10 protein-coding genes and 1 pseudogene are annotated in these 17,140 nt (G+C 45.7%); 7 read left to right on the top strand and 4 right to left on the bottom strand.

From position 1 onward, the window contains the following. Positions 1 to 28: 28 nt before the first annotated feature. A complete protein-coding gene (gene nrfH, locus HQ43_RS00085) occupies positions 29 to 658 on the bottom strand; it encodes a cytochrome c nitrite reductase small subunit (protein ID WP_036788165.1) in 630 nt (209 codons plus the stop codon). A 543-nt stretch (positions 659 to 1,201) separates the two neighbouring features. Here nrfH and HQ43_RS00090 point away from each other — a divergent pair. After that, positions 1,202 to 1,612 (top strand): DUF4332 domain-containing protein, encoded by a 411-nt coding sequence (locus HQ43_RS00090; RefSeq protein ID WP_036788167.1) that lies wholly within the window; start codon positions 1,202 to 1,204, stop codon positions 1,610 to 1,612. Positions 1,613 to 1,760: 148 nt separating this feature from the next. On the opposite strand, the gene HQ43_RS09335 is transcribed toward HQ43_RS00090, so the two are convergent. Continuing rightward, a complete protein-coding gene (locus tag HQ43_RS09335; protein WP_161785848.1) occupies positions 1,761 to 3,311 on the bottom strand; it encodes an Ig-like domain-containing protein in 1,551 nt (516 codons plus the stop codon). 565 nt (positions 3,312 to 3,876) lie between these two features. Between HQ43_RS09335 and HQ43_RS00105 the strand changes: the two genes are divergently transcribed. Next, positions 3,877 to 6,267, top strand: coding sequence for an anaerobic ribonucleoside triphosphate reductase (locus HQ43_RS00105; protein ID WP_036788169.1), 2,391 nt, complete (start codon positions 3,877 to 3,879; stop codon positions 6,265 to 6,267). A gap of 16 nt (positions 6,268 to 6,283) precedes the next feature. Further along, on the top strand, positions 6,284 to 6,772 hold the full coding sequence (nrdG, locus tag HQ43_RS00110) for an anaerobic ribonucleoside-triphosphate reductase activating protein (RefSeq protein WP_036788171.1): 489 nt from the start codon (positions 6,284 to 6,286) through the stop codon (positions 6,770 to 6,772). A gap of 132 nt (positions 6,773 to 6,904) precedes the next feature. Here nrdG and HQ43_RS00115 read toward each other — a convergent pair whose 3' ends face one another. Further along, positions 6,905 to 8,611, bottom strand: coding sequence for a tetratricopeptide repeat protein (locus HQ43_RS00115; RefSeq protein ID WP_036788173.1), 1,707 nt, complete (start codon positions 8,609 to 8,611; stop codon positions 6,905 to 6,907). Between the two features lie 177 nt (positions 8,612 to 8,788). Further along, positions 8,789 to 10,948 (bottom strand): elongation factor G, encoded by a 2,160-nt coding sequence (locus HQ43_RS00120; RefSeq protein ID WP_036788175.1) that lies wholly within the window; start codon positions 10,946 to 10,948, stop codon positions 8,789 to 8,791. Positions 10,949 to 11,616: 668 nt separating this feature from the next. Here HQ43_RS00120 and HQ43_RS00125 point away from each other — a divergent pair. The 4 genes and pseudogenes from HQ43_RS00125 (at position 11,617) to HQ43_RS00140 (ending at position 17,139) form a co-directional block, all read left to right on the top strand. Continuing rightward, positions 11,617 to 13,950 (top strand): GH92 family glycosyl hydrolase, encoded by a 2,334-nt coding sequence (locus HQ43_RS00125; RefSeq protein WP_036788177.1) that lies wholly within the window; start codon positions 11,617 to 11,619, stop codon positions 13,948 to 13,950. A 55-nt stretch (positions 13,951 to 14,005) separates the two neighbouring features. Beyond that, positions 14,006 to 14,620, top strand: a complete 615-nt coding sequence (locus HQ43_RS00130) for an SIS domain-containing protein (RefSeq protein WP_036788179.1) — start codon at positions 14,006 to 14,008, stop codon at positions 14,618 to 14,620. 15 nt (positions 14,621 to 14,635) lie between these two features. After that, a complete protein-coding gene (locus HQ43_RS00135) occupies positions 14,636 to 15,820 on the top strand; it encodes a glycosyltransferase (RefSeq protein ID WP_036788181.1) in 1,185 nt (394 codons plus the stop codon). 73 nt (positions 15,821 to 15,893) lie between these two features. Continuing rightward, positions 15,894 to 17,139: pseudogene (locus tag HQ43_RS00140) on the top strand (uracil-xanthine permease family protein). Position 17,140: the final 1 nt, after the last annotated feature.

Consider the following 17,140-nt stretch of genomic DNA (forward strand, 5'->3'; position numbering starts at 1 on the left):
TCTTTTTTCTTATTCTATCCGTTTGTTATTATCTCTTGTTTTTCTCTTCGTCCATCTTGCTTCTCAACCACTCCGGAACGGGAGACTCCGGATAAGGTACAAGGGCTGAAGGGGTAGATGAAAGACTGTTCTTCCCTCCGTGAGGCACGTCTCTATGACAGTCCCAACAAGCTCTGCCATCGCCATGGTTCAGTTCTTTACGGGTCATCCGTCCGGTCTTGACAAACTCCTGGTTGAGCTGCATGTGACAGCGGATACAGTTGTCATATATCACTTCACGGCTTGCAGTGATGGCTTGCATAGCTTGCGGCTCTTGTCTCATAGTGAACACGTAAGAGTGTCTCAAGCCATCTTTCGCCTTGAAATAGTACTTGTTCAGAACGTTGTTATGGGGGACATGGCAGTCGTTACACGTAGCCACAAGCATGTGTGAAGAGTGTTGCCATGTAGCATAATAGGGGCCCATGACGTGGCAGTTGACGCACACCTTCGGGTCGTCTAAGAGGTAGCTGTAAGCTTTGGAAGCATAAACCAGGTATGCTCCCAACCCAAACGTTACGCCAAGAAGGAGTATCGCCACCACCTTGGAGCCATAAGCAGGAAGTAAACTCTGTATCAAAGAGCGTACTCGGTAAGATAGAGATTGCTTGCTGCGCATAAGCCGTTAAGTTTTTTGAACCACAAATAGTAGTGATTAAATGAAGTAAATTTTATGATTAAACCATACAATATCACTACCTAATACCACAAAATTATATATTAGATTTATTATTTCCAAATCCAAGATGATTTTAGATCATAAAATGAACACGTTAACAACTTAGGTTTAACACGATCTTTTTTCTCGCTGAACAGATTCACAACTCAAAATCGAGGTTAGAATGGCACTGTTCAAGCCTTGATTGTTGCATTTCAAGCCTTGATTTGCACGGATCGAGGCTTGATTTTTAATATTATAAAGGTTAAGAGACTCTTTTATTACCGATCAACTCTTTTTTTGAATACTTATAAACGAGTTTTTGATTCTCCATCCGGATTTTCATTCAAAGATGAGAGGATAAAGCTCATAACCAAACATTTCTCAACGAGTTAGTTTCCTATAATTTGAGAAAGAAGAGAAAATAATAGTTTGAATATTGACAAGTAGTAGTTATATTTGTAGTCCCTTGAATATTAACAAATCAAAAAAGAACCGCATCCTATGGTAAACTACAAGTTGGAACAGATTAAAGCCATAGAGCCTGCTTGTAAACAGAAACTGATCAAGGCAGGCATCGAAAATACTATGGCTCTCTCCAGGGCGAGTAAAACCAGAGTAATGAGAAAAAAGCTCTCGGAACAGACCAAAATAGATGAGAGACGCATCCTTAAATGGGCGAACATGGTGGATCTCCTACGCGTGAACGGCATAGGAGCAGACTATGTTTCTATTTTAGTCATAATAGGCATCGGTTCCATGAAAAACCTAAGCAGTGCAGATCCGGAATATATCGTGCAGAAGATGGCAGAGGTAAACGACAAAAAAAATATCGTCAAACGCACTCCTCTTGTTACCGTTGTGAACAAATGGATAGAGCAGGCAAAGGTGTTGCCCAGAGGATTGGAGCCTTAGTACGAAAGGAGAGTAAAAGGAAAAGAAATCGGCAGAAGATCCATTCCGGAGATCTTCCGCCGATTCTCTTTTTATATTTCTTTCCAATCAGGACAACTATTATTAAAAGTGTTCTTACCTGAAAAGAGAGATTAAATTCTGTTTGTCATTAGAAGGCAAAGATAGGACGAGCCTTAAGAAGAGCATCCTTTGCAGGCCCCTGCAAGGAAGAGTTGTAGAACAATACGCCTTGAGAAATATTGTTATTGCGTTCTGCGCTGGAACGATAAGTATTCTCTGTAAGTTTTTGAACTCCCACTGCTCCAATTTTATCAAGAGCTGCATTGATCTTCTTCATTACTTCTTTGTCTTTATTGGCCAAGAACCTGATATTTCCACTGAATGGACCGTGACACATCAGAGTAAGCTCTTTAGGAGATGGAAGATACCATCCTGTTGTAGTTGCAGGAACAGGATTTGCCGCAGCAAATTCTTTGAGCCTAACAATTGCTGTTACAGGCCATGCAGAATTTTCCGGAGCATTGTTGAATGCTTCCAAAGCTTTAGAGTTATTGTACCCAACAGTCTTATTAAGATTGGTCGAAACATCGTCTTCTGCTGTCACGGGAGTTTCATATTGCTTGGCATTTGCTTCGACCCAAGCTCCCACAGTATTGTTATAGGTCTTGTAATTCTCTTGCCATTGACATTGTAGTATTTCTGTTAGGGATACAACCAACCCGTTGGTACACTTAGGGAAGTCTCTCTTCATCGCTTTATCTTGCTTGGTAGCATCACCAATCCAGAATACAATGCCGATAATCTTCTTGGCATTATCTATCTGATCGGATGTAGAGCCGTCTTCATAGTAAAAGTCTCCCACTCTTGGAGGTCTTACCGGAAGCTCTACGATAACGATACACTTGGCTGTCTTGCCTCCGGCTGCTGCTGTAATCTCTGCAGTACCAGCTGCCACTGCGGTCACAAGACCTGCTTCTGTAACGGTAGCAACACTCTTATTGGAAGAAGTCCAAGTAACTGTCTTGTGCGTTGCATTCTCCGGTAGGACCGTTGCACTAAGTTTCAATCTTTCTCCTACAACCAACTCTAGAGAGGTCTTACTGATAGTAACGCTCTCCACTAAGATAGGATTGACCTTGACTCTGCACTGAGCACTCTTATCGCCGGTCTTTGCTGTAATAGTGGCTTCTCCTTCTCCTTTTGCAACCACTTTACCATTGTTATCCACGGTAGCCACCGCCTTGTCGGAAGAATCCCATGTTACGGTTTTGTCTTCTGCGTTATCCGGAGTCACGGTAGCCTTAAGCACCACCTCCTCACCAATAGTCATCTCGTGATTTTCCTTATCCAAGGTAATACCCGATACAGGCACTGCTGCCACAACGACCTTACATATCGCAAACTTTCCACCTGCTGTTGCTTTCACTTCTGCCTCACCCAATCCAATGGCTGTTACCTTACCGGTCTTGTCCACAGATACGATATCCGTTTTTGAAGATGTCCATGTAAGCTCCTTGTTTTCTGCATCCGCAGGAGTGATGGTTGCAGTAAGCTGTTCCGTGTCTCCCTTAAAGAGCTGGAGAGATGTCTTGTTCAACGCAACATTGGCAACCAAAATCGGATCTTTCTTACATGATGTAAGAGCAAAAATCGACAAAAAAACCAAAGTCAACAGACCATTGATGTGAATTCTTTTCATAGCTTTCTTTGTTGTCATGAATAAAAAAGGTTAAACATTAATATTTATAATCGCGTTTTCAAACTTAAGGATATGTGTGGTCACCGGCCCCAAAATTAAAGATTTATTCCGGATAGACAAATATTTATTTCACAATTAACCAACTAAAATCCTCTTCTCTACTCTTTCCTCTAAAGATTTTAGAAAAATCACAACCCTTTTATGCTTTTCCGGCGAAAGAGAAAAGACCGAAAATAATCCTGCTTTCATCTTTCCGCATATCTATAAAAAGGGAAACAATCCATATAAAAGCAGCTATAAATAGAAGTAGATATTTTTATACCAGAGCCAGAATGCCGGTATTTCTGATAACGGCTCAGAAAAGGAATTTTTATCCTTACTTACGGCTTGTTTTCCTCTAATATTTTTTCTAAATTTGGAAAGCCTTCAGAAAGAATAAATCCGAAGGCTGAGGGCAAAACCTTTATAACGAAAGAGACAAAATTATTACATACACCAAAAAGAGCGTCCGTGCATTTATATGAACGGCTCTCTCATTAAATCACGTACTTATACCCAATATAACATGGCATCTGCAACATTGTTCATCACTAAGAGAGATGGAAAGAAGGAACCCTTTTCACCACAAAAGATAGAGGAGGCAATAGTAAAAGCCTACCGTGCTTGCGGTCTCTGCGAAAACAGAGATCTTATCCGTAATATAGTGGATCAGGTCTGTATGAAAATCACTAAAGAGGATCCGGGAGTAGAAGAGATACAAGACCTTGTAGAGCATGAGCTGATGGTGCATAACCCTTTCGTGGCTAAGAAATATATCATCTACCGAGAGTGGAGAAACGTCGAGCGCGATAAACGAACCGGAATGAAGCAAATCATGGACGGCATTGTTAAGATTGAGAAGAACGATATCAATCTGAGCAATGCGAATATGTCCGCTCATACACCCGCAGGTCAGATGATGACTTTTGCTTCTGAGGTTACCAAAGATTATACCAACAAATATCTGTTGGGCGTGAAATATGCACGCGCTCACAGGAATGGAGACATTCATATTCACGACTTGGACTACTACCCGACCAAGACCACAACATGCTTGCAGTACGACTTGGAGGATCTCTATGAGAGAGGATTCCGAACCAAAAACGGCAGTATCCGAACTCCACAAAGCATCCAAAGCTATGCAACACTTGCAACAATCATCTTCCAAACCAATCAAAACGAACAACATGGAGGGCAATCCATCCCGGCTTTTGACTATTTCATGGCACCAGGAGTACGGAAGTCTTTCCAAAAGCATCTTGCAGAGACATTGAAGCTGATAGTCTCTTTGGAAAGCGGGAAGGAGATCGAACGCAAAGAGATACAGCAAAAGCTTGCAGAACAGCACATTTCCGTTCAGGAGAAGAAAGAGGAGCAAGAGAAAGCTATTGCCTCCATACTTTCCATGATTGAGGGTATAGACGAAAAAGGAGTAAGGAAAGCGTGGCAACATGCCATGGATAAGACCATACGTGAAACCCATCAAGCGATGGAGGCATTCATACATAACCTTAACACGATGCATTCTCGTGGAGGAAATCAAGTGGTCTTCAGCTCCATCAACTACGGTACCGACACCTCTCCGGAAGCGCGTTTGCTGATGAGAGAACTGCTCTCCGCAACAATGGAAGGGCTTGGACATGGAGAGGTACCGATATTCCCGATACAGATCTTTAAGGTTAAAGATGGTGTCTCTTACTCTGAAAAAGACTGCGCGAAGGCTTTGGCTGACTTTCCAAAAGCTCTCAGCGGAGAAATGGAGTTTGAAGCTCCGAACTTTGACCTGCTTATTGAGGCATGTCGTACTACTTCAAAGGCTCTCTTCCCTAACTTCGTATTCTTGGATGCTCCGTTTAATAAACATGAGAAGTGGAATGCCGATGATCCCAAACGCTATCTCTACGAGGTGGCAACAATGGGATGTAGAACAAGAGTATTTGAAAATCTCCATGGAGAGAAGAGTTCCGTCGGACGCGGGAACCTATCTTTTACTTCTCTCAATATGCCTCGTTTGGCAATAGAGGCGATAAGGGAAGCGGAAGAAAATAATCCGGGAGCGGATAAACACACCATCCGCAGAGAGGCAAAAGAGATATTCCTCGAAGGAGTACGAAAGACTTCCGAAATGATAGCCGAACAGCTGTACGACAGATATAAATATCAAAAAAGCTCATTGGCAAGACAGTATCCGTTCATGATGGGTAATGATGTCTGGAAAGGCGGTGGCAGTTTAGACCCTAATGATGAGGTAGGAGAGGTAATAAAGAGCGGAACTCTCGGTATCGGGTTCATTGGCGGACACAATGCCATGATCGCAATATATGGAGAGGGGCATGCGCACAATCAGGAGGCTTGGCAGACTCTATATGATGCTGTCATGGTGATGAATGAAGTGGTAGAAGAGTACAAAAAGAAGTATGGACTCAACTATTCTGTACTGGCTACTCCGGCAGAAGGACTCTCCGGTAGATTTACTCGTATGGATAAAAAGAAGTACGGGGTAATAGCCGGCGTGAACGACAGAGACTATTACGTGAACTCTTTCCACATAGATGTCAAAGAGCCTGTAACCATCTTTGAAAAGATAAAGAAAGAAGCACCTTTCCATGCCATCACGAGAGGAGGACACATTACTTATGTAGAGCTCGACGGCGAAGCAAAGAAAAACATTTCCGGCATTCTTAAGATCGTCAAGGCAATGCACGATGAGGGTATCGGCTATGGCTCTATCAATCACCCGGTGGATACATGCAACAAGTGTGGCTATAAAGGTGTAATATATGCGAAATGCCCTGTGTGCAGTGGTGAGAACATTGCAAGGCTAAGACGTATTACGGGATACCTTACCGGATCTTTGGATAGCTGGAACTCTGCCAAGCAGGCAGAAGAGCACGACAGAGTGAAACACTCCAAATAACTATAAGACTGAAGAGATGCCTTGTCCGATAGAAGAATACAACCTTCACCTTCTGAATAGATACAAAGAGACTATTTCAGATGGTGAAGGTATTCGTTTTTCTATCTATTTGGCTGGCTGCTCTCACCGCTGTAAAGGCTGCCACAATCCGGCGAGCTGGGATCCCAACAATGGGGTACTGCTTACAGACTCCATTCTTACCGATATTATTGCAGAGATCAAAGAGAATCCTCTCCTTGACGGTATCACTATAAGCGGAGGAGATCCGTTCTATAATCCGGTCGGATTGGAGGCTCTCCTGTCCCGTCTGAAAGAGGAGACGGGGATGAATATCTGGGTTTACACCGGATATACATTGGAACAGCTCTCCAATGATCCTCTGCTATCACTTCCATTAAAATACATAGATATACTAGTGGATGGACCTTTTATCCAAGAGGAGTTCGATCCCACGTTGCGTTTTAGGGGAAGCAGGAATCAACGCATCATTTACCTTAAGAAATAAAACCTGTACGAGAAGTACATTTTTCCTTAACACCAACATTGAGAAAAGCAAATAAAAATCGCCCCGATGTATCTAACGAATACATCGGGGCGATTCTGTATATCAAGAAATCTGTTTCCCTATCTTGTTCTATTATCTGAGAATGGACTTGAAGAACGGATTAGCCGCATATTTAGAGAACTCACGATCCATTGCGATTGTCTTCACGATGGAAGGATCAAGCTTGACAGCTTCCTTAAGAGCCTCTTCCACAACAGAAGCATTATCTGTACGAGCAGCAACAAGAGCTTTCAAGTAGAAAGTCTTTGCATCCGGATTGGAAATCTTAGCGATAAGTTCGGCTGCTTTATTGTAGTCGTTTGCAAGGATTTGAGCTACCACTGCATTGTTTGTAGCGTATCCCGAAAGTGTTTTGGCAGCTTCGGCATATTTACCTTGACGGATCTGCATCAATCCCATCACTTCTGCCATTTCTGGTACATTGGTTGCCGCGCTGAACAAGCTGTTTGCCTGATCCACGTTTCCGCTTCTCAAAGCAAGAAGACCGGTGTTAAGCTGAGCTTCTGCAAGATCTTTTCCATTCACTTTAGCCACTGCCAATGCTCTGTTGAAGTATTCCGCAGCATTTGCATACTCTTTAGAAGCATACAGGATAGTACCTATATTGTTCCATGCACGAGCATCATTAGGGAAAAGTTCCGTTGCTTTCTTGTAGATATTCATCTTTTCAGCAGTAGTCGGAACAAGAGTAGCAGAGTAAAGCAACTCTTCCACATTCAAAGCAGCCGGATTCTTTTGAGAAAGAGAAAGGATCTCCTCATCGCTCTTTCCGATAATCTCAACATTCGCTATCAAGCGAGAACGGCGAAGTTGAGGCAGGATATCGTCTGCAAGTTGGCGGAACACAGCAGAAATATTCTTGATTTCCTGTTCGCGCTGGATAGGATCTGTGTACATCGCAAGAACACGAAGGACAAGATCTTTATCCTGAATTTCGCTCTTCTCTACGAGTTCCTTAAAGCCTTCCCAGTCTTCAGCCGTATAGTGAGCAGCTACCGGAGCATTGATGCGTTGCTTCTTCAACTCTCTGTTAAGGTAGTTGGTCGTATTTTTCTCACGTTGACCCGCAAGTCTTTCGTTCAAATCGAAAGCTCCATCAGGAGAAGCGTAAGCACGTACCTCTACATTTACATTCTTGTTTGCTGCATCATTGGCATTCTTTACGATGCTCTTCCACTCCTTCATTTCCGCTTTTGCCAACTCCGTAGGGCGAAGACCGGCTTGTTGGATAAGGAAGAGAATGTTTGCATTATGCGCTTCCTTGATGATGCGTTGGAATCCATCGGGAGCGATGGCAGGAGTAACATACTCCGTAGAAGCCAATGCTTCTGTTGCTATAATGCCTTCGCCCACTTTTACATCCGGAAGACGCACCTCTTTCTTGCCTACCTTTGCACGGAATGTAAGGAAAAGATCACTCTTTTGCATCTCCGGCTTGTAGTCAAATTCCGTATGGAACACCACTCTTTCCGCAGAAGCGTAAGGCACTACGGTAGCATTGCCACGCACCTTTTCACCTTGATAGGCTACGGGTGCCGCCGCCATCTCTCCTCCTTGATACCTTAATACAGGAATGATGCTCACTTGTGCTTTCTTCGCAAACCATTTCTTTGGGAAAGAGATATTAACCTGAGCAGGTACCTTTCCGGCTGTCAGTTCCAGTGGTTGTGGATCCACATTGACGTACTGAGCTTGAAGAGGCTTTAGCTTCGCACACGATGAAGCCAAAAGAGATACTACGGCAAGAGTAGTAACAGATAGAATAATTCTTTTTGTCATATCAATTTACTGTGTTAGATAAATTTCGATCATGGTACTGCTGTATTCCGATAGGAACGAACACAACAAGACAAAGATAGCGTATTTTTATGATTTTCTTTACATTCACTTTGGCAAACAAAGAAAGAGCTGCTCTTGTCAGAGCAGCTCCCTCTCAAAAATCATAGCAAACTTCTATTATTCGTCTTTTTCCTTCTCTGCAGCATAATCTGCAAGAAGTTTTTCTTGTACATCTGTCGGAACAAGCTCATATCCTGAGAACTTCATCGTGAAGCTTGCACGTCCTCCGGTTATGGAGCTTAAAGATGTAGAGTAGCTGGAAAGCTCTTTAAGAGGAACTTTCGCCTGGATCTTTTCATATCCGGCAGCACTGTTCATACCCATGATAATGGCTCTTCGTGTCTGAAGATCACTCATAACATCCCCCATATAGTCCGCCGGAACAGAGACCGTAACGTCATAGATCGGCTCCAATACCTTCGGGTTGGCATTGCGGAACGCTTCACTGAATGCGTTACGTCCTGCAAGCATAAAGGATATTTCGTTACTATCCACCGGGTGCATCTTTCCATCATATACCACGACCCTTACATCGCGCGCATAAGAACCGGTAAGAGGACCTTGCTCCAAGCGAGACATAATACCCTTTAATATGGCAGGAAGGAATCGGGCATCTATGGCTCCTCCGACAATAGAGTTCACAAAGACGAGCTTTCCACCCCAGTCCAAAGAGATCTCTTGAGTATCTCTTGCTGTGATCTTAAACTCTTGACCGCCGAACTTATAGCTTTGAGGCAGAGGGGTTCCCTCTTCGTATGGTTCTACGATAAGATGCACTTCGCCAAACTGACCTGCTCCACCCGACTGTTTCTTGTGTCTGTAGTCTGCGCGAGCGGCTTTGGTGATGGTTTCTCTGTATGGAATCTTTGGTTCATAAAATTCTACCGGAATTTTGTCGTTGTTTTCAAGTCTCCACTTCAATGTTCTCAAGTGGAACTCTCCCTGTCCGTGCACGATAAGTTGCTTCAACTCTTTGGACTGTTCTACTATCCATGTCGGATCTTCAGAGTGCATACGAGTGAGCGCTTCCGAAAGTTTTTCCGCATCGCTGCTGTTCACAGCCTTGATTGCTCTGCGATACTTCGGCTCCGGATACTGAACTTCGGGATAGGTATAAGAGCAGCCCTTTTCGTTCAAGCTGTGTCCCACTTTCACGTCTTTCAGTTTAACGGTAGCACCAATATCTCCGGCTTTCATCTCTGCCACTTTCTCGCGGGTTGCTCCTGCTGCCACATAAAGCTGAGTGATGCGTTCTTTGCTCTCTTTATTTGCGTTGATGAGGTCATCGCCCTCTTTCACCGTACCGCTCATCACCTTGAAGTAGTCCACTTCTCCGATATGAGGCTCTATGGCACTCTTGAAAAACAGAAGGCTTACAGGGCCTGAAGAGTCTGCTTTTACCTCTTCACCTTCATTGGTAATAGCTGGTTCCATCTTGTCTGTACATGGAACGATATTTCCAAGAAACTCCAAAGTACGTCTCACGCACATATCTTTAAGAGCACTTACACAGAATATCGGGAAGATGCTGCGAGATACAAGCCCCAGTCTGATACCTTCTCTCATCTCCTCTTCCGATAGTGTGCCTTGATCGAAGAACTTCTCCATCAACGCATCATCGTTTTCTGCTGCTGCTTCCACCAATGCCTGGTGATAAGCCATAGCCTTTTCCTGCTCCTGTTCGGGTATGTCGAGCACATCGGGTACACCGCCTTCCGGTTTCCAGCGGTACATTTTCATCTTAAGGACGTCCACGATCTCGTTAAAGCCTGTACCCACGGTTACCGGATATTGTACCGGAACGGCTTTGGAGCCGTATCTTTCTTGCAGCTGGGCTACGCTGTTATCGAAGTCGGCTTTTTCATGATCAAGCTGATTGATGATGAAGATCACCGGTTTCTTAAACTGCTCTGTATAACGGAACTGATTGATCAGCCCCACTTCTATACCGTACTGAGCATTTACGACCATCAGAGCCGTATCTGTAACACTAAGAGAAGAAACCGCTGCACCTACGAAGTCATCGGATCCGGGGCAGTCGAGAAAGTTGAGCTTTCTACCTTGCCATTCTACTGAAAACAGCGTAGAGAACACAGAATATCCATAGTCTTTTTCTACCGGGAAGTAGTCCGAAACAGTATTTCCTGCTTCCACTGTTCCTCTACGCTTAATGACACCGCCTTCAAATAGCATTGCTTCCGCAAGCGTGGTTTTACCTGAGCCTGAACTGCCCAGTATAGAGATATTTTTAATCTCTTCGGTTTGGTACACTTTCATAACGTCCTTATGTAAGATGGTTTGAAATTATAATAGCTTATTTTATATGTCTCAGAGCCAAAATACCTTCTTCTGTCGGGCAAAGCTCTGCGACTTTCTCCGAAAATTAGTACTAATATTTCAGAAAAACAACATTTTGTCCGTTTTTGTACCGATGGAGAGATTATTGCTTCGTATCAAAGAGACAGACTCCTCTATTACAATAAGTTAGAGAGACATACCTGCTTTTCGGTAATTCTCTTGCTCCACACCGCCGGAAGCCTTCCGGAAAGAAAGCGATAGCCCGAAAGAGCCACGATAAGACGGCTTGAACTCTTTTGATGAAGCCGTTCAAAAGTTCTTCCGAACCTGTCTGTTTCTTCCTCTGAACGCATTAAAATTTACAAATCAAGGGCTGAGTTTTGAAAGTCATGCTTTGAGATGCAGAACTCAAGTTTTGATTTGCAAACATCAAGCCTTGATTTCAAGATTCATAAAGCTTCAATCCTCTTTTTTAACACGATAAAAAGAACTCTTGAACAGCTTAAAAGCAAATTGCATACACATCCTTAAATATGGGATAAGGCTGTAAGCATTTGTAACCGGCTTACTCACAGAGAAATTAGTAGAACTTGGATATTGCTTTTTTCGTCAAACTCCTCTACCTTTAGGGGAGATATTTTACAGACATGAATCATTCCAAAGCGTTTTTTGCCACTCTGGCACTTCTCCTTTTCCACATGGCCGGTTACGATCTTTCGGCACAATCTCCCGTAGACTATGTATCTCCCCTCATCGGGACACAGAGTAGTTTTGAACTCAGTTCGGGGAACACCTATCCGGTTATAGGCAGACCTTGGGGCATGAACAGCTGGACACCGATGACCGGGAAGCCCGGAGACGGCTGGCAGTACACCTATACGGCTCACAAGATAAGAGGCTTCAAGCAGACCCATCAACCCAGTCCCTGGATCAACGACTACGGGCAGTTTTTCATCATGCCCCTGATGGCTCCTCCTGCTCCACACGGAGAGGGGGCGGAAGATATGAAGAAGTGGTACTCGCTTTTCGATACCGAGCATTCCGCCTCATGGTTTTCGCACAAGGCAGAGAGCGTTACACCCTATTATTATAGCGTATATCTTGCCTCCCATGACACCTTTGTGGAGCTGACCCCAACGGAACGAGCCGTGATATTCAGAGTAGCTTATCCGAAAAAGAGCAGGGCAGAACAGCTCCGTTGGTTGCTGCTGGATGCTTTCGACTCCGGCTCTCACATAGAGCAGAAAGATGCTTACACGCTGCAAGGAATCTCACGAAAAAACAGCGGAGGCGTACCCGAAAATTTTGCCTGCCACTTTACCTTGAAGTTTTCCACACCGATAAAGGGCCTCCACAAGATAGATCCGGATGTTGCGGGACATGCCAGAGTGGCTGTGGAGATAGAGTCTCCGGAGGTGGAGATCCGGATAGCCTCCTCGTTCATCAGCGCACGACAGGCAGAGCAGAACCTTTTGGAGGTGGCAGACAAGAGCTTCGAGCAGGTGCGAGACAGTGGCAGAGCGGAGTGGAACAGGTTATTGGGCCGCATAGAGATAGAGGGCGGCAGCACCGACCAACGGCGCACATTTTACTCCGCACTCTACCGCTCTCTCCTCTTTCCGCGAAGATTTTACGAGATAGACCCGAAAGGAAAGATCGTCCATTACAGTCCGTTCAACGGACAGGTGCTTCCGGGCTATCTCTACACCGATACCGGCTTTTGGGATACATTCCGTTCTCTCTTTCCGCTACTTAATCTCCTCTATCCGGAAGAGAATATCAAGATGCAGGAGGGACTGCTCAACAGCTATCGCGAAAGCGGTTTCTTTCCGGAGTGGGCAAGTCCCGGACATAGAGACTGCATGGTGGGCAACAACTCTGCATCCGTCCTTGCCGATGCCTATCTCAAGGGAGTCATGGTGAAAGATACCGCCACACTCCGAGCCGGACTGCTACACGGCGCCAATGCAGTGCATCCATCCGTGTCGTCCACAGGGCGCAAAGGTTGGGAAGCATACAATGAGCTGGGATACGTGCCGTGCGATATTGGGATAAAGGAGAGTGCCGCACGCACGCTGGAATATGCGTACAATGACTGGTGTATATGGCAGCTGGGAAGAAAACTAAAGTGGGAAGCGTCTCTTCTGAACACGTTGGCACAGAGAGCCATGAACTATCGCAATCTGTTCGATCCCGAAACATCCCTCATGAGAGGCAGAAAAAGCGATGGCACTTTTCAGACACCGTTCTCTCCTTTGAAGTGGGGAGACGCTTTCACGGAAGGAAATGCGTGGCACTATACATGGTCTGTGTTTCATGATCCGAAAGGTCTCGCCTCTCTGATGGGCGGAGACAGGAAAATGAGTCTTATGCTCGACTCCGTGTTCTCTACGCCTCCCGTCTTCGATGAGAGCTATTATGGCTTTGTGATTCATGAGATTCGAGAGATGCAGATAGCCAATATGGGCAACTATGCGCACGGTAATCAGCCCATACAACACATGATATATCTCTACAACTATATAGGCGAACCGTGGAAGGCGCAAAGCCGTTTGCGTGAAGTGATGGATAAGCTTTACAAGCCCACACCGGACGGTTACTGCGGTGATGAAGACAATGGTCAGACTTCTGCCTGGTACGTTTTCTCCGCACTCGGATTCTATCCGGTTGCTCCTGCATCCGAGCAATACGTATTGGGCTCTCCGATTTTCCCGAAAGTGAAAATCGCTCTTCCCAATGGCAGGAGACTGCTTCTGAATGCAAAAGGCAACACGTCCGACACTCCTTATATATATGGTATGACGGTGGACGGGAAAGTATGGAACAAAAACTTCCTGACCTATTCGCAGCTGCTGAAAGGCGGTGAGATCTCTTTCGAGATGAGCAACAAACCCAACAGAGAAAGAGGAATAACGGAAGAGGACAAGCCTTACTCCTTCTCGAACGAATACGGAAGAGCCGTAAGCGGAAACAAGCTATGAGAAAAATGGCGTATCTTTGACTCCTGTTAATAAATGCAATAGAAGAATAACCGCTATGCTTACAATAGAAAACCTTTCCGAGATACTCGAACAGGAAGCTCGTGCCGTACGAAACATTCCTTTAGGTTCGTGCTATCAGGAGGCAATAGATCTTATACTTAAACATGTGCATACCAATGGAGGTAAGCTGGTTACGTCCGGTATGGGTAAGGCAGGACAGATTGCGGCAAACATGGCTACGACATTCAGCAGCACCGGTACTCCCGCCTTTTTTCTGCATCCGAGCGAAGCACAGCATGGGGATCTTGGAATAGTCTGCCCAAATGACCTGATGCTTCTTATCTCCAACTCCGGCAAGACAAGAGAGATACTCGAACTTGTGGAGCTGTCTCGCAGACTTGTTCCGGGTATTCCGTATATCTGTATTACAAGCGATACGGAGAGCGTATTGGCTCAAAATGCCAACATCGTCCTCCATACGGGATCACCCAAAGAGGTCTGTCCGCTCGGACTGACCCCTACGACCAGCACAACAGTAATGACCGTCATGGGCGATCTTCTCGTTGTGGGCGTGATGGAAGCCATCGGATTTTCATACTCGGAGTATTCCAAGCGTCATCATGGCGGCTATCTGGGATCGAAGAGCAGGGCTAAAAGCGAAGAGCTGTAACGACGCTTCAAGACCGTGAATATCCTCATCGTAAATACGCATCTCTCAGGTGGTGGAGCGGCAATAGCTGCACGCCGTCTGAGAGATGCTCTTTCTATGATGCCGGATGTGGATGTGGCATTTCTCTTTTTGGAGAAAAAAAGCGTTGCAGACCGGTTCAACTTTATGGCGGAACGCGCAGAGATCTATCTGCATAACGGTTTCCGCAGAGATAAGATCTTCCATATCTCCACGGCTTCATGGGGTAGAGACATTTCGTTGCACCCATTGGTGAAGTGGGCGGATGTAATTCATCTGCACTGGATAAACCATGGGATGCTCTCCCTGAAAGGATTGGAACGGCTCGCGAGTACGGGGAAGCCGCTCTTTTGGACCACTCACGATATGTGGCCATTCACGGCAGTGTCTCCCCATTTATCCGATCCGAACAGCTACGAATCGCCTTGGAGCGGCAAGGAGAACTCTCTTGTGAATCGTGTATGGCGCCGGAAGCAGAGGATATACCCCGTTCTCCGCCCCTCTTTTATCTGTTGCAGCGAATGGATTGCCGGGAAAGCAAGAGCTTCCGAACTCACAAAAGGTCTCGACATAACCACCATACCGAATGCGATAGACACGGACAGCTTCTCCCCTCCTGCCTCTTTCTCTTTGGAGCAGAAGCGTATAGTGGTGGGCGCAGTGCAGACAGACGATCCCCGAAAAGGGTTCGACGAACTGCTCTCCGCTCTTCATAGCCTGCCCTTGAAGGAGATGAACGTGGTGGTAGATGTTTTTGGAAAGCTCTCTCCTCACGCTTCCGCTCTTCTGGAAACCCTTCCGGTGGTTCTTCATGGATACATCGGCTCGGAAGAGGAGATGATCAAGCTTTACCGTTTTGCCTGTATGCTGGTGGTTCCGTCTCTGTTTGAGAATCTCCCCTGCACTATCATGGAGAGCCTGAGTTGCGGTACACCTGTTGTGGCATTCGAGACCGGAGGAATACCCGAAATGATACAGCCGGGAAAGAATGGCTTTTTGGCAGAGTATGCCAACCCTTCGGATCTGGCAAAGAAGATAGAACAGATGCTTCTGCTGCCACCTTCGGAGTATCTGGCAATGCGTTCCGCCGCAAGAGAGAAAGCCGTATCGTGCTACTCTTACACAAAGGTCGCCGAACAACACTTACGGCTCTATGCCTCCCGACTGCAAGGGCAGAGCTGAACGAGTGTCATATTGCAGAGTATGGCTAATTGACTAATTTTGTAAACATCTATATTAAAAACCTGTAAACAGAATGAACCAACCCACAGAACCCATCGTACTCAGCACTCCGCGCAAGTGCATTGTCGGTGTTCAGTTTCTATTCGTAGCTTTCGGAGCTACTGTTTTAGTTCCTCTTCTTGTAGGGCTTGATCCCTCCACGGCACTCTTTTCTGCCGGGATAGGAACACTCATCTTCCACCTCGTTACCAAGGGCGTCGTGCCAATTTTTCTCGGTAGCAGTTTTGCCTTTATCGCTCCCATTATCAAAGCCACCGAGCTTTATGGATTGAGCGGTACCATTTCCGGCATTGTCGGAGTAGGAGCGGTCTATCTCATTATGAGTGCTCTCGTCAAGTGGCAGGGGCTTAAAGTGATCCGCCGACTCTTTCCTCCCGTCGTGATAGGTCCGGTAATCATTCTCATCGGACTGAGTCTCTCCTCTGCCGGAGTGAATATGGCGAATCAGGACTGGCTGTTGGCAATAGTCTCTTTAGCCGTTGCGGTGTTTGTTACAATCTATACACGAGGTCTTCTGAAGCTGATTCCCATCTTCTGTGGTATCCTTGTCGGCTACCTCTTAGCCCTCTCTCTCGGAAGAGTGGATCTGTCTGCCGTTGCAACAGCCCCATGGTTCGGACTTCCTCAATTCATTCCTTACGAAGGTTTTGCGTGGGAACCCATTCTGTTTATGATTCCTGTTGCGATAGCTCCCGTTATCGAACACATCGGCGATGTATATGTGGTGAATACGGTAACCGGTAAAGATTTCGTCAAGAACCCCGGACTTCACCGCACTCTACTCGGAGACGGATTGGCTTGTATAGCTGCAAGCTTTATCGGAGGCCCGCCCGTAACAACCTATTCAGAGGTTACCGGTGCGATGTCATTGACTAAAGTAACAGACCCGGTCGTGATCCGCATAGCAGCTGTTACCGGTATCGTCTTCTCGATGATAGGTAAAGTGAGCGCGCTGCTCAAGAGCATTCCTCCGGCTGTACTGGGCGGTATCATGCTGTTACTCTTTGGAACCATTGCAAGTGCCGGCATCGTCAATCTGATGCAACATAAACTGGACATGACCAATACCCGTAACGTGGTGATCATCTCCATTACCCTCACCATCGGTATAGGCGGTGCGGTGTTCTCTTATGGCGATTTCTCTCTCCGGCATCGGGCTTTCTGCCGTGGTTGCCGTGCTGCTCAACCTCATTTTGCCTTTAAGCAAAGAGGAAAAAGAGAAAGAAAAGCGTCGCCGGGAAGAGTACGAACAAGCATAAC

Source organism: Porphyromonas canoris, from assembly GCF_000769115.1.
Lineage (GTDB): Bacteria > Bacteroidota > Bacteroidia > Bacteroidales > Porphyromonadaceae > Porphyromonas_A > Porphyromonas_A canoris.

Bases quoted from the DNA above. Each gene is read 5' to 3' on its own strand.
- nrfH (WP_036788165.1), bottom strand. From the start codon at position 658: ATGCGCAGCAAGCAATCTCTATCTTACCGAGTACGCTCTTTGATACAG.
- HQ43_RS00090 (WP_036788167.1), top strand. From the start codon at position 1,202: ATGGTAAACTACAAGTTGGAACAGATTAAAGCCATAGAGCCTGCTTGT.
- HQ43_RS09335 (WP_161785848.1), bottom strand. From the start codon at position 3,311: ATGAAAAGAATTCACATCAATGGTCTGTTGACTTTGGTTTTTTTGTCG.
- HQ43_RS00105 (WP_036788169.1), top strand. From the start codon at position 3,877: ATGGCATCTGCAACATTGTTCATCACTAAGAGAGATGGAAAGAAGGAA.
- nrdG (WP_036788171.1), top strand. From the start codon at position 6,284: ATGCCTTGTCCGATAGAAGAATACAACCTTCACCTTCTGAATAGATAC.
- HQ43_RS00115 (WP_036788173.1), bottom strand. From the start codon at position 8,611: ATGACAAAAAGAATTATTCTATCTGTTACTACTCTTGCCGTAGTATCT.
- HQ43_RS00120 (WP_036788175.1), bottom strand. From the start codon at position 10,948: ATGAAAGTGTACCAAACCGAAGAGATTAAAAATATCTCTATACTGGGC.
- HQ43_RS00125 (WP_036788177.1), top strand. From the start codon at position 11,617: ATGAATCATTCCAAAGCGTTTTTTGCCACTCTGGCACTTCTCCTTTTC.
- HQ43_RS00130 (WP_036788179.1), top strand. From the start codon at position 14,006: ATGCTTACAATAGAAAACCTTTCCGAGATACTCGAACAGGAAGCTCGT.